General features: G+C 42.9%; 18 protein-coding genes and 3 tRNA genes. 19 read left to right on the top strand and 2 right to left on the bottom strand.

Going from position 1 to position 12,559, the window contains the following annotated elements; translation table 11 throughout:
* Nucleotides 1-59 precede the first annotated feature (59 nt).
* On the bottom strand, nucleotides 60-545 hold the full coding sequence (locus PH_RS07765; protein ID WP_010885711.1) for a hypothetical protein: 486 nt from the start codon (nucleotides 543-545) through the stop codon (nucleotides 60-62).
* Nucleotides 546-608: 63 nt separating this feature from the next.
* Between PH_RS07765 and PH_RS09615 the strand changes: the two genes are divergently transcribed.
* The 19 genes from PH_RS09615 (at nucleotide 609) to PH_RS07675 (ending at nucleotide 10,864) form a co-directional block, all read left to right on the top strand.
* Entirely contained in the window at nucleotides 609-1,196 is a 588-nt protein-coding gene (locus PH_RS09615) for a class I SAM-dependent methyltransferase (protein ID WP_070099042.1), read from the top strand.
* Nucleotides 1,182-1,268 (top strand) — tRNA-Ser (locus PH_RS07760). The genes PH_RS09615 and PH_RS07760 overlap by 15 nt, the downstream gene beginning before the upstream one ends.
* A 29-nt stretch (nucleotides 1,269-1,297) precedes the next feature.
* On the top strand, nucleotides 1,298-1,744 hold the full coding sequence (locus PH_RS07755; protein ID WP_010885709.1) for a 30S ribosomal protein S13: 447 nt from the start codon (nucleotides 1,298-1,300) through the stop codon (nucleotides 1,742-1,744).
* 10 nt (nucleotides 1,745-1,754) lie between these two features.
* Entirely contained in the window at nucleotides 1,755-2,297 is a 543-nt protein-coding gene (locus PH_RS07750) for a 30S ribosomal protein S4 (RefSeq protein ID WP_010885708.1), read from the top strand.
* Nucleotides 2,294-2,707 (top strand): 30S ribosomal protein S11, encoded by a 414-nt coding sequence (locus tag PH_RS07745; protein ID WP_010867653.1) that lies wholly within the window; start codon nucleotides 2,294-2,296, stop codon nucleotides 2,705-2,707. Before PH_RS07750 ends, PH_RS07745 begins: the two co-directional genes overlap by 4 nt.
* Nucleotides 2,708-2,739: 32 nt before the next feature.
* On the top strand, nucleotides 2,740-3,519 hold the full coding sequence (locus tag PH_RS07740; RefSeq protein WP_394295099.1) for a DNA-directed RNA polymerase subunit D: 780 nt from the start codon (nucleotides 2,740-2,742) through the stop codon (nucleotides 3,517-3,519).
* A 5-nt stretch (nucleotides 3,520-3,524) separates the two neighbouring features.
* A tRNA-Leu gene (locus PH_RS07735) sits at nucleotides 3,525-3,612 on the top strand.
* A 62-nt stretch (nucleotides 3,613-3,674) separates the two neighbouring features.
* Nucleotides 3,675-4,037 carry a 50S ribosomal protein L18e gene (locus PH_RS07730; RefSeq protein WP_010885706.1) on the top strand — a complete coding sequence of 121 codons (363 nt, stop codon included), beginning with the start codon at nucleotides 3,675-3,677 and terminating at the stop codon, nucleotides 4,035-4,037.
* A gap of 6 nt (nucleotides 4,038-4,043) precedes the next feature.
* Nucleotides 4,044-4,472 (top strand): 50S ribosomal protein L13, encoded by a 429-nt coding sequence (gene rplM / locus PH_RS07725; RefSeq protein WP_010885705.1) that lies wholly within the window; start codon nucleotides 4,044-4,046, stop codon nucleotides 4,470-4,472.
* Nucleotides 4,473-4,482: 10 nt separating this feature from the next.
* A complete protein-coding gene (locus PH_RS07720; protein WP_010885704.1) occupies nucleotides 4,483-4,890 on the top strand; it encodes a 30S ribosomal protein S9 in 408 nt (135 codons plus the stop codon).
* A 58-nt stretch (nucleotides 4,891-4,948) separates the two neighbouring features.
* The gene (locus PH_RS07715; protein WP_048053446.1) at nucleotides 4,949-5,146 is read left to right on the top strand and encodes a DNA-directed RNA polymerase subunit N; all 198 of its coding nucleotides are present in this window, start codon (nucleotides 4,949-4,951) and stop codon (nucleotides 5,144-5,146) included.
* A 23-nt stretch (nucleotides 5,147-5,169) separates the two neighbouring features.
* Nucleotides 5,170-5,246 (top strand) — tRNA-Pro (locus tag PH_RS07710).
* Between the two features lie 21 nt (nucleotides 5,247-5,267).
* Entirely contained in the window at nucleotides 5,268-5,441 is a 174-nt protein-coding gene (locus PH_RS07705) for a DNA-directed RNA polymerase subunit K (protein WP_010867659.1), read from the top strand.
* Nucleotides 5,442-5,447: 6 nt separating this feature from the next.
* Nucleotides 5,448-6,473, top strand: coding sequence for a hypothetical protein (locus tag PH_RS07700; RefSeq protein WP_010885702.1), 1,026 nt, complete (start codon nucleotides 5,448-5,450; stop codon nucleotides 6,471-6,473).
* Between the two features lie 12 nt (nucleotides 6,474-6,485).
* Nucleotides 6,486-7,094 carry a 30S ribosomal protein S2 gene (gene rpsB, locus PH_RS07695; protein ID WP_048053445.1) on the top strand — a complete coding sequence of 203 codons (609 nt, stop codon included), beginning with the start codon at nucleotides 6,486-6,488 and terminating at the stop codon, nucleotides 7,092-7,094.
* 31 nt (nucleotides 7,095-7,125) lie between these two features.
* Entirely contained in the window at nucleotides 7,126-8,157 is a 1,032-nt protein-coding gene (locus tag PH_RS07690) for a pyridoxal-phosphate dependent enzyme (RefSeq protein ID WP_048053444.1), read from the top strand.
* A 32-nt stretch (nucleotides 8,158-8,189) separates the two neighbouring features.
* Nucleotides 8,190-9,065: an MEMO1 family protein gene (locus tag PH_RS07685; protein ID WP_048053443.1), complete on the top strand. Its 876-nt coding sequence runs from the start codon at nucleotides 8,190-8,192 to the stop codon at nucleotides 9,063-9,065.
* Nucleotides 9,066-9,095: 30 nt separating this feature from the next.
* Nucleotides 9,096-10,103 (top strand): mevalonate kinase, encoded by a 1,008-nt coding sequence (locus PH_RS07680; protein WP_010885698.1) that lies wholly within the window; start codon nucleotides 9,096-9,098, stop codon nucleotides 10,101-10,103.
* Nucleotides 10,100-10,864 carry an isopentenyl phosphate kinase gene (locus PH_RS07675; protein ID WP_010885697.1) on the top strand — a complete coding sequence of 255 codons (765 nt, stop codon included), beginning with the start codon at nucleotides 10,100-10,102 and terminating at the stop codon, nucleotides 10,862-10,864. Before PH_RS07680 ends, PH_RS07675 begins: the two co-directional genes overlap by 4 nt.
* Here PH_RS07675 and PH_RS07670 read toward each other — a convergent pair.
* The gene (locus PH_RS07670) at nucleotides 10,861-12,540 is read right to left on the bottom strand and encodes an ATP-dependent DNA ligase (RefSeq protein WP_010885696.1); all 1,680 of its coding nucleotides are present in this window, start codon (nucleotides 12,538-12,540) and stop codon (nucleotides 10,861-10,863) included. The genes PH_RS07675 and PH_RS07670 overlap by 4 nt on opposite strands.
* Between the last annotated feature and the right edge of the window lie 19 nt (nucleotides 12,541-12,559).

The raw sequence follows: 12,559 nt of genomic DNA, 5'->3' as shown, positions 1-12,559 counted from the left end.
GCTTTGATGGAACTTTCCACTAAGTCTTTGCCAATGGAAGCATCCTCTCATCTTTTTGCTTAACATGTTTTATTAGCTGTAACGTTTTGCTTTACTTCAAATCTTACCCTAACGAAGTCAGTTCCCCTACTTTCTACGTTAATCGTATCGTAAATTACCGAAAGGGTGTATTTTCCCTTGCTCACGTTCCACCAACAGAGATCTACTAGATATTCTGTTTCCAACCCTTCTCCCGGTTTAAGAATTTTAGTCTGCTTCTCCGTTAATGGTAGGTAAGTCGGTACAGGGCCCTTGAATTTCAGCGTTTCATTTCCCTTATAAAGCTGGAACTTTAAGGTTACGAAGTATATGGGCATGGCCACCCTAACAGTTGAATTTCCAACGTTTTTTATAAATATCCTCACAAGGACTTTGTTATTTCCCCTTTCTTCTATTTTAGTTCCCATTCGAAGTTGTCCAAACTTTGATGCAGTTTTTTCCTCTTGGGCTAAACAGCCAAAGAGAATAGCAACCATTGTGATAACTAATATTAGTTTAAATTTCATATACTCACCTCAGTTTAACTTTTACGTCAAGCTTTTTAACTATTTTGGAGCTTGATGTTTTTGATGCCCCATTATTACTCAAGGGATCAATCAACGCCAATGAAGACTAAATTAATCGAAGTTTGCATTAGAGGTTATTGTTTTAAATTTATAACAGCTAGTGGCGTTTTCTCCTTTGGGAAGCTCGATAGAGGGACTGAACTCTTGATAAAAAACATGATTTTAAAACCCGGATGGAAGGTTCTCGATCTGGGCTGTGGATATGGTCCAATAGGTATCGTAGCTTCACGTTTTGTTGAGTATGTAGTTATGACGGATATAAACAAAAGGGCCGTAACAATAGCAAGGAAGAATATGAAGCTCAACAACGTGAGCAATGGGGAGGTTAGGCTTGGGAACCTTTATGAGCCCGTTGAAGGAGAAAAATTTAACTCAATAATAACTAATCCTCCCGTTCATGCTGGAAAGGATGTTCTGAGGGAAATAGTTATAAATGCTCCCAATTACCTTCACGATGACGGTATGCTACAGTTAGTTATTAAGACGAGGTTAGGGGCAAAGTTTATTAAAGAGTTAATGCAGGACACCTTCACCGAGGTAGTCGAGTTAGCTAAAGGTTCAGGGTATAGGGTGTATGCCGGGATAGCCTAGCCTGGTAGGGCGCGGGCCTTGAGAGCCCGTGGGCGTTTGCCCGCCGGGGTTCAAATCCCCGTCCCGGCGCCAGAATTTCACTCAATCTGGAGGGGGATAAAATGGTTGACTTTAGACACATAGTTCGTGTTGCGGGAGTTGATTTAGACGGAAATAAGCAATTAAGGTGGGCGCTCACTGCAATAAAAGGAGTTGGCATTAATTTCGCTACGATGGTATGCAGGGTAGCTGGATTGGATCCGTTCATGAAAGCCGGTTACTTAACTGACGAGCAGGTCAAGAAGATCGAGGAAATACTCCAGGATCCAGTGTCCCATGGAATTCCCAGATGGGCCGTGAACAGACCTAAAGATTATGAAACCGGTAAGGATCTACACCTCATTACGGCAAAGCTTGACATGGCTATAAGAGAAGATATAATGAGACTTAGGAGGATAAGGGCTTACAGAGGTATAAGGCATGAGCTTGGCCTACCTGTTAGGGGTCAGAGAACTAGATCCAACTTTAGGAGAGGTCAAACCGTTGGCGTGAGCAAGAAGAAGAAGTGAGGTGGTATGAATGGGCGATCCTAAGAGGCAGAGGAAGAAGTATGAAACCCCGCCACATCCCTGGATTAAGGAGAGACTTGATAGAGAAAGAGTTCTTATGGATAAGTATGAACTAAAGAACAAGAAGGAGCTCTGGAAGCATGAGACTCAGCTTAAGAACTTCAGGAGAAGGGCTAGAAGGTTGCTCGCTGCAAGAGGTAAGCAAGCTGAGATTGAGAGAGAGCAACTTTTGTCTAGACTAAAGAGACTTGGTCTGCTTCCAGAGGATGCTGTTCTTGACGATGTACTGTCTTTGACAGTTGAGGATATCCTTGAGAGGAGACTTCAAACTATAGTTTACAAGAAGGGCCTTGCAAGGACGATGAGGCAGGCTAGGCAGTTGATAGTTCACGGTCACATAGAAGTTAACGGTCAGATAATAAGGTCACCAAGTTATCTAGTTCTAAAGGAGGAGGAAGATAAGATAACCTATGCGAGAACATCGCCATTTGCTAATCCCCAACATCCAGAGAGGATGATGATCGAGAAGGCTAAGCAGGGTGGTGAGGCATGAGCGAGGAACAAGTTAACATAAAGAAAAAGGAGAAGTGGGGTATAGCCCATATATACTCAAGCTACAATAACACCATTATTCACATTACTGATATCACCGGTGCGGAAACGATAAGCAGATGGAGCGGTGGTATGGTAGTTAAAGCTGACAGGGATGAGCCTTCCCCCTATGCAGCAATGCTTGCTGCTAGGAGAGCAGCAGAAGAAGCATTGGAAAAGGGAATTGTCGGTGTTCACATTAGGGTGAGGGCCCCAGGAGGAAGCAAAAGCAAAACTCCTGGGCCAGGTGCACAGGCTGCAATTAGGGCCTTGGCTAGGGCAGGACTTAAAATAGGAAGGGTTGAGGACGTTACTCCAATTCCACACGATGGAACTAGGCCCAAGGGTGGAAGGAGAGGAAGGCGTGTTTGACTCTTCATTTTCCCATTTTGGAGGAAATGGAAATGGTTAAGATTAAAATTCTAAAAAAGACTGAGGATTCAATAACCTTTATCCTGGAAGGTGTTAGTGTCGCTTTTGCAAATGCTCTCAGGAGAACGATATTGGGTGAAGTTCCGACGTTTGCCGTTGATGAAGTCGAATTCTATGAAAATGACTCCGCATTGTTTGATGAAATAATTGCGCACAGGCTTGCAATGATCCCATTAAAGACACCTACAGATAGGTTTGAGTTAGATGCATTGGAGCTTGATGATTACACTGTGACACTTTCACTGGAGGCTGAAGGCCCTGGGATTGTGTATTCAGGAGATCTAAAAAGTGATGACCCCGATGTGAAGCCAGTCACTCCTGATATTCCAATCGTAAAATTAGCCAAGGGTCAAAGGCTGGTTTTTAATGCATATGCAAAACTTGGAAGGGGAAAGGATCATGCAAAATGGCAGCCTGGCTTCACATATTATAAATACTTTACGAGGGTTCATATAAGCAAAAAGATTAATGGGTGGGAAAAATTAGCAAAGCTAGCTAAAAAGAGGGGTCTACCTACTAAGGAGAATGAAGAGGAGGTAATAGTCGAAACTATAAAGCCATTTTATATTCCCAAGGAGTTTGAGGAATATGAAGGGAAGGAAATTTGGGAAGAAATAGTGCCAGATACTTACGTATTTGTTGTTGAGACTAATGGAGAGTTGCCCGTTGAGGAAATAGTCAAGATAGCGCTTAGAATACTAATGAGGAAGGCCGATAGATTTATAAATGAGCTTCAAAGATTAGCTGGTTGAATTGAGCGGGGGTTGCCGAGCCTGGTCAAAGGCGCGGGATTTAGGGTCCCGTCCCGTAGGGGTTCCGGGGTTCAAATCCCCGCCCCCGCACCAAAATTTACATTAATTATCTTGTCTCCAGCGAGAATTTAACTGCAAGAAGGGGGAATGCTTTCATGAAGAGGACTGGTCCAACTGATCCAAACCTTAGAAGGCTCATTCGTTTCCTTAAGAAAAAATCTAATGAAGAAGGCGTAAAGATCTGGAAAGACTTAGCTTGGAGGCTCGAAAGACCCAGAAGGCAGAGGGCAGAGGTGAACGTCAGTAAAATCAACAGATACGCTAAGGATGGAGATATGATAGTTGTCCCAGGAAGTGTTCTCGGAGCTGGCAAGTTAGAGAAGAAGGTCATCGTTGCAGCATGGAAATTCAGTGAAACTGCTAGGAAGAAGATAACCGAGGCTGGTGGAGAAGCAATAACGATTGAGGAACTCATTGAGAGGAATCCCAAAGGTAGTGGAGTGATTATAATGGAGTGATGAGTTATGAGGATTATTAATGCTGATGGACTCATACTTGGGAGGCTTGCTTCAAGAGTTGCAAAGATGCTTCTTGAAGGTGAGGAAGTCGTAATAGTAAATGCTGAAAAGGCAGTAATTACAGGGAATAGGGAGGTTATATTCAGCAAATATAAGCAAAGAACTGGACTTAGAACGCTAACTAATCCCAGGAGAGGTCCATTTTATCCCAAGAGAAGTGACGAAATAGTTAGAAGAACCATCAGAGGGATGCTTCCTTGGAAGACAGATCGCGGAAGGAAGGCCTTCAGGAGACTGAAGGTTTACGTTGGCATTCCTAAAGAGTTTCAAGATAAGCAACTTGAAACAATTGTAGAGGCTCACGTTTCAAGGTTATCGAGACCTAAGTATGTAACCGTTGGTGAGGTTGCTAAGTTCTTAGGAGGGAAGTTCTGAGGTGATATAGATGAGGATCATTCAAACTACTGGAAAGAGAAAAACTGCAATCGCTAGGGCCGTCATTAGGGAAGGAAGGGGAAGGGTTAGAATCAATGGAAAGCCGGTGGAGATAATAGAGCCAGAGATAGCAAGATTTACGATCCTCGAACCTCTCATCTTGGCCGGGGAGGAAATTTGGAATAGCGTTGACATTGATGTGAAGGTTCAAGGAGGAGGCTTCATGGGTCAAGCGGAGGCCGCAAGGATAGCGATAGCAAGAGCGTTAGTAGAATGGACTGGAGACATGAACCTTAAGGAAAAGTTCATCAAGTATGATAGAACAATGTTGGTCGGAGATCCAAGAAGAACAGAGCCCCACAAGCCAAATAGGTCAACTAAGGGTCCAAGGGCTAAGAGACAAAAGAGTTATCGTTGAATATATTCCGTTAATTTTAAAAACTTTTTTATTATCGAAGACAAGTGGGGTGGGTCCCTTGATAATTCCAGTCAGATGTTTCACATGTGGGAAAGTCATTGGGGATAAGTATTATGAGTTTAAGAGAAGGGTAGAGGCCGGGGAAGATCCAGAAAAGGTGTTGGATGATCTTGGTTTAGAGAGGTATTGCTGCAGAAGAATGTTACTTAGTCACGTTGAGCTTATTGATGACATAATGCATTATAAGGTCTATTAAAAACATCCTTTCTCTGTTTAAGTGGGGCCGTGGGGTAGCTTGGCTATCCTCCCGGCCTGGGGCGCCGGAGACCCGGGTTCAAATCCCGGCGGCCCCACCAAAATACTTGAGGTGGTGCTGAGTGTTTAAGTACACGAGGTTTGAGAAGGCTAGAATTATAGGTGCAAGGGCCCTTCAAATTGCCATGGGCGCTCCAGTGCTTATAGATGTTCCCGAAGGAATAACCCCTCTTGAAGCAGCTATAATGGAATTTGAAAAGGGAGTAATTCCAATAACAGTAATAAGGCCGAGCTGATGAATAATGAGTGTGATACAAAACATTATCGGCAGAATTGCCGTATTGAGAGGTGGAAAATATTCGGTTGAGGTAGATGTTGCAACAGACGAGGGTTTTGGTAGATTCACTTCCCCCATAGATGACAATCCAATGCTCCATATTGCCGAGGCTAGAAGGGCGGTAAGTGAAGTGGATGAAATAATAGGGCCAGAATTGATAGGATTTGATGCCTCGGAGCAGGAGTTAATAGATAGTTACCTTTGGGAGATAGATGGAACGGAAGATTTCAGCCACATAGGGGCTAATACAGCGTTGGCCGTTTCTACAGCGATAGCAAAGGCTGCTGCGAATTCAAGAGACATGCCCCTATATTCATACATTGGTGGGACATTTGCTACTGAATTGCCGGTTCCAGTTTTGAGCTTTGCCCAGGATGACATGTTTGATTATTATCTGGTAGTTAAAGACCTTCTAGAGGTTACCGATATAATAGATGCCACCAATAAGATCAGAGAGATTGTGAAGGAGATAAACCTTGAGAACTTATCGAAAGCTTCCGAAGATGTGGGGGTTGAACTTGGACTTGAGGTGGCCTTGGGAATTGGCATGAAAAAAGAAATGGATATTGAGAAGGTATTAAATTTGGTTGAAGATTATAATGTGGCATACATAAAACCGATAGGGCCACCTGAACTTTTTTTAGAGCTAATAGCTGGTACCCATGGAGTTTTCATTGATGGGGAATACCTCTTTAGAACTAACAGCGTACTTGATAGGAGGTACTATAATGCATTATCAATAAAGCCTATAAACCTTGGAACGCTCACCGATTTGTATAACTTCGTGAATGATGTAAAGGCCGAAAAAATAACACCAATTTTAGCCGAGGCGAAATACGAGCCCGCCGATGAAACATTTCCACACATTGCATTGGGTTTAAGGTGCCCTGCTATGTTAATAAGTTGGAGCTCAATTGAGAAGATAAACGAATTGAATAGAATTGCTGAGGAATTGGGGGAAAGGGGAAGAATAATAACGTTTGAAGAGTAGGAGGTGTGTGATATGGCTGATGAGTATTTGGTACCCCTTGATCAATACCTGGCGGCCGGAGTGCATATAGGGACTCAGCAGAAAACCAAGGATATGAAGAAGTTCATTTACAGGGTAAGGCAGGATGGCCTCTACGTCCTGGATGTTAGGAAGACTGATGAAAGGTTGAAAGTTGCAGGGAAATTCTTAGCCAGATTCGAGCCTCAGAGCATATTGGCCGTAAGCGTTAGGCTTTATGGTCAGAAGCCAGTTAAGAAGTTTGGGGAAGTTACGGGAGCAAGGGCGATACCAGGTAGATTCCTTCCGGGGACAATGACAAATCCAGCCGTTAAAAACTTCTTTGAGCCGGAGGTTATAATAATAACCGACCCAAGGGCCGACCACCAGGCAATGAAAGAAGCAATAGAGATTGGGATTCCAATAGTTGCTCTAGTTGATACCGAGAACCTCTTAAGCTACGTTGACCTTGCAATACCGACTAACAATAAGGGTAGAAAGGCGTTAGCCCTTATATATTGGATTTTGGCAAGGGAGATACTTTATAACAGGGGAGAAATATCTAGCAGGGAAGAGTTCAAGATTCCAGTTGAAGAATTTGAAATGAAAATCGTTAGGAGGTAGATTTGTTTTCTTTTTTCTTTCGGTGATTTTAATGTTAATTTGCTCTAAATGCGGGAGGAAATTTGAAGAAAAATTTATACTAAGATGCACTTGTGGTGGGACTTTACTCGTTAAAAGGAAGTACGATAGCTTTGCTCCAAGAAAGTTTCTGGATATTAGAAGGTACATTGATTACTTACCTGTTGATGAGAAGTTTTTACCATCATTAACTCCAGGTATCACTCCCATAAGTAAGATCTCTGACGAAGTGTATTTGAAGCTTGACTATCTACAACCGACTGGCTCCTTTAAGGATAGGGGGACTTATGTTACAGTTGCAAAGATAAAAGAAGAAGGAATTGATGAAGTAGTCATTGATAGCTCTGGAAACGCCGGATTGAGTTTAGCCACTTATGGCATGGCCGAAGGAATAAAGGTTCATGTGTTCTTATCTTACAATGCAAAACCAGAGAAGATAGCAAGATTAAATTCTGTAAACGCTAGATTGCACTTCGTTGAGGGGGATAGAATGAGAGTCCATGAGGAGGCCGTGAAGTTCTCAGAGAGGACAGGTATTCCTTATGCATCTCATTGGTTAAACCCCTACTTCCTGGAAGGGACTAAGACTATAGCCTTTGAAATATATGAGCAGATTGGAATCCCTAGGTATATATTCGTTCCAGTTGGGAGTGGAACGGCATTCTTAGGGATATGGAAAGGGTTCAAAGAGTTACTTGAAATGGGGGAAATCAATAAAATGCCATCCCTCGTTGCAGTCCAGGCCGAGGGATATGAAAGCTTATGCAAGAGATCTAAGAGTGTTAACAAACTTGCAGACGGAATAGCAATTCCCAATCCTCCGAGAATTGAGGAAATGAAAGTTGCTCTGAGGGAGACCTCTGGTTTTTGCATTAGTGTTGGTGAAGAAGAAACGCTGGCAGGATATCATTGGCTTAGGAGAAATGGTTTCTTTATTGAAGAAACATCGGCAACCGCTCTTGCTGGTTACTGGAAGGCAAGGGAAAAAGGATTAGTAAAAGGTTCTTCATTATTACTATTAACGGGTTCGGCTAAGAGTTTTTAGCTATATGTTTAATCCTATATGAGGTGGCAAAGATGAGAAGGTATCCCGCCGTTGCTGGACAGTTTTATCCTGAGGGAGATGCCCTAATTGAGATGCTTAGTAGCTTCTTTAAGGATCTAGGGGAAGAGGGAACAAAAAGAACAATTACAGCTGGAGTTGCGCCCCATGCAGGTTACGTATTTTCTGGCTTTACCGCTTCAAGAACTTATAAGGCAATATATGAAGATGGCCTCCCAGAGGTGTTCGTAATATTTGGCCCTAATCATACAGGACTAGGCTCACCAATAGCGCTGTATCCCGAGGGAGAATGGATAACGCCCATGGGTAGCATTAAGGTGGATTCTAAATTTGCTAAGGAAATAGTCAAACGCTCCGGTATTGCGGATTTAGATGATCTGGCTCATAAGTACGAGCATTCAATAGAGGTTCAGCTCCCCTTCATCCAATACATAGCTGAGAAAGCTGGCGTTGAAGTGAAGATAGTCCCTATCACTTTGGGAATTCAGGATGAAGAGGTTTCAAGATCCCTTGGGAGATCCATCTTTGAGGCTTCCACTTCCCTGGGGAGGGATACAATAATCATAGCTAGCACGGATTTCATGCATTATGGATCTTTTTACGGATACGTACCGTTTAGGGGGAGGCCCGAGGAATTGCCAAACATGGTGAGGGATTGGGATATGAGAATAATAAGAAGGATCCTGGATTTTGATCTAGATGGGATGTTCTCCGAGATAAGGGAAATGAATCACACCATGTGTGGTCCTGGAGGGGTAGGTGCTGGAATAATATATTCCAGGTTAATGAAAGCTAAGGAGGCGGAGCTCTTGCATTATACAACTAGCTTTGAGGTAAGCAGATCCCCTGACGCTATCGTTGGCTATGCGAGTATAATCATGAAGCGTTAGTCTTTGCTATTTTTTGCGGGGTGAGATCCTATGGTTAAGTACGTTTTAGCTTCAGCTCCTGCAAAGGTAATACTCTTCGGGGAACATAGCGTAGTCTATGGAAAACCGGCTATAGCTTCTGCTATAGAACTTAGAACATATGTTAGAGCTCAATTCAATGATTCGGGTAATATAAAAATAGAAGCTCATGATATAAAAACTCCTGGATTGATAGTCTCGTTTTCCGAGGATAAGATATACTTTGAAACAGACTATGGAAAGGCCGCTGAAGTTTTGAGCTATGTGAGGTATGCCATAGAACTTGCCCTGGAGGAGTCTGATAAGAGGGTTGGTATTGACGTTTCAATAACCTCTCAAATTCCAGTTGGGGCCGGATTGGGTTCCTCAGCAGCGGTTGCAGTTGCTACAATTGGTGCGGTCTCTAGGTTACTTGGCCTTGAATTGAGTAAGGAGGAAATAGCAAAGCTTGGGCATAAAGTTGAACTTCTAGTGCAGGGAGCTTCAAGTGGCATTGATCCTACAGTTTCTGCAGTGGGAGGCTTCCTCTATTATAAGCAAGGAAAGTTTGAGCCTCTCCCATTCATGGAGCTTCCCATAGTCGTTGGTTACACCGGCTCTACTGGTTCAACTAAAGAATTAGTGGCAATGGTAAGGAAAAGGTACGAGGAAATGCCCGAACTTGTGGAGCCTATATTGGAGGCAATGGGAAAATTAGTGGATAAGGCCAAGGAGATAATACTTTCAAAGCTCGATGAAGAGGAGAAGCTTACTAAGCTTGGAGAGTTAATGAACATAAATCATGGGCTTTTAGATGCTTTGGGGGTGTCTACGAAGAAGCTTGGTGAGTTAGTTTACGCTGCTAGAACGGCTGGTGCAATTGGGGCAAAACTTACGGGTGCTGGTGGTGGAGGGTGTATGTATGCCTTGGCCCCTGGGAGACAGAGGGAAGTCGCCACGGCAATAAAGATAGCTGGTGGAATTCCAATGATAACGAGGGTAAGTAGGGAAGGATTGAGAATAGAGGAGGTTTCAAGATGATAATAATAAAGATTGGAGGTAGCGTGCTTAGCGATAAGAAGAGGAAGTTTCACTTTAGAGAGACGGTGGTGAAAAGCATAGCCTATGAAATCTCTAGATTTTTCCCTGAGGAGAAGTTCATAGTTGTTCATGGAGGAGGGAGCTTTGGTCATCCACTAGCTAAGGAATTTGCAATCAGGGAAGGGCTTAGGGATTACTCAAGCAGACATGGATTTGTGCTAACACACCTTGCAATGCTTGAATTAACGAAAAAAGTCGCTCAGTCTTTCCTAGATAACATGCTTCCAGCGTTCCCTATATCGAGTTCTTCGATCTTCATAACTGAAAATGGGAGAATAGTTAAAGGATATATGGATGTGGTAAAAGAAGCTTTATCCCGGGAGTTTATCCCCCTTCTATTCGGGGATGTTTCTTTTGACGAGGCTAAGGGAATTGAAATAGTTTCTGGAGATGAAATAGTATTACATTTAGCTAAGGAGTTTAAGCCTGAGAAAGTTATCTTCCTTATGGATGTCGATGGAGTTTACGATAAGTTTCCAGGAGGTAGATTAATAGAATTCATGAAGGCCAAGGAGATCAGCGAGTTAACCCTAGAGGGATCTTCGGGTATAGACGTTACTGGAGGAATAAGGAAGAAGCTTGAAGTTGCTGGAGAGATAGTAAAATATTCGAAGGAGGTTTGGTTTGTCAATGGGTTAATAAAGGATAGATTGAGTAGGGCGATAGTGGGTAATGGAATTGGCACCGTTGTCGTTCCTTAAACTTTTCCCTTAATCCTTTCCTGCAGTTCATAGAGTTGGGCTATCCTTTCTATCGTGTCTGCATCCTCAGGTCCCTTGTCATCTCTTAGTGCAACATACCTTGGAAATCTTAAGGCAAATCCGCTCCTGTACTTAGGACTCTTTTGGATTTCCTGGTACGTTACTTCTATAACGATCTTTGGTTGTATAACCACTCTCTTTCCTTCTTCCTTAACTATTAAGGGCTTTAACATCTTTGTAAACTCAACTAAGTCGTCGTCTGTGAATCCACTTCCGACTTTTCCGACCTCAAGGAATTCCCCGGTCTCAGGATCGTAAGCTCCCAGGATAAACGACCCAAATAGGTGTGCTCTTCTCCCCTCCCCCCATTCAGCTCCAATTATCACGAGGTCAAGGTTTTCCATGGTTGGCTTGATTTTGAGCCATTTCTTTCCTCTGTTTCCAGGTTCATATACTGCATCAAGTCTCTTTGCCATAAGGCCTTCATGTCCCATCTCTAGTGCTCTCTTATAGAATTTCTCAGCTTCTTCAGCGTTCTTAGTTATGAGGTTCTCTGCTACTTTTATCTTTCCGTTTGGCTTAACGATCTCTTCAAGTTTCTTCCTTCTCTCTATAAACTTTGTATCTACAAAGCTCTTACCGTCGACATAGAGAACATCGAAGAGATTTAGCTCCAATGGTATCTTCTTCATCATCTCCTCTATATTGTGCTTCCTTCTGAACCTGCGAAGAACATACTGGAATGGTAAAGGTCTTCCCTCTTCTCCTATTGCTACAAGTTCCCCTTCAACTATAACTTTTTCTGGCTCAATAGCTTCCTTTATGGCTTCAACAATTTCTGGAATTGCCCTGGTTACATTTTCCAGTCTCCTTGAGTATATTATCACCTTCTCTCCATCTTTGTGAACTTGAACTCTTGCTCCATCGTACTTAATTTCGAACTCGGCCTCTCCCCCCATTTCTAAAAGGGCCTCCTTAATGTTAGCGGCTTGTTGAGCTAGCATTGGCTTTATAGGCTTCCCTAACTGGATTGTTACCTTCTCAAGTCCTTCATTTCCTTCGGCTTTTGCTATTTTTGCCACAAACCCAAAATCGCTCGTGAGCATGTAAGCCCTTTCAACTAGCTCTACCTTCACGTGGAATGCCAAAGCTATTGCATCTCTTAGCAATCCTTCTGCCACTCCCGTTCTCATGGTTCCTAGAACTGTTCTGGCGAGGTATTTCGCCTCTAAAGGCTCAGCATCCATAAATAGGTTGGCTAAATACTTCATTTTTTTCTCTTGACTTCCCTCTCCAGTAGTCTCAGCTATTTTAACTAGAGTTTGGTAGACCCTCTTAATTGTTAATGGTTGGGAGAAGAATGATTTCTGCTTTCTTCTCTTAATGGCGAGGGCAATACTTTCCCCAAGATCTCCAGTATCTTTGACCGAGTTCTCTATCTCCTTCGGGTCAACACCTGTTGCCATTGAGACTGCTTTTATCAACAGCTTCTCCCCAACTCCAAGCTCCCTTTCATCCCACTCTGGGAATACATCTCCCAGTATTAAGTATGGAATGAAGTCTAAATGATCTTCTGGAACCCTCTTCAAAAAATCAGCAACGAGTCTTGTTTTAATAAGTTTCATTGTTGTTTTTTCCAATTTTTGATAAAGTTGGGCAAGCTCGATATACTTCATACCAAATCCCCAATATAAA

This window comes from Pyrococcus horikoshii OT3 (assembly GCF_000011105.1).
Lineage (GTDB): Archaea > Methanobacteriota_B > Thermococci > Thermococcales > Thermococcaceae > Pyrococcus > Pyrococcus horikoshii.
This window is presented reverse-complemented; position numbering and strand designations above follow the sequence as displayed.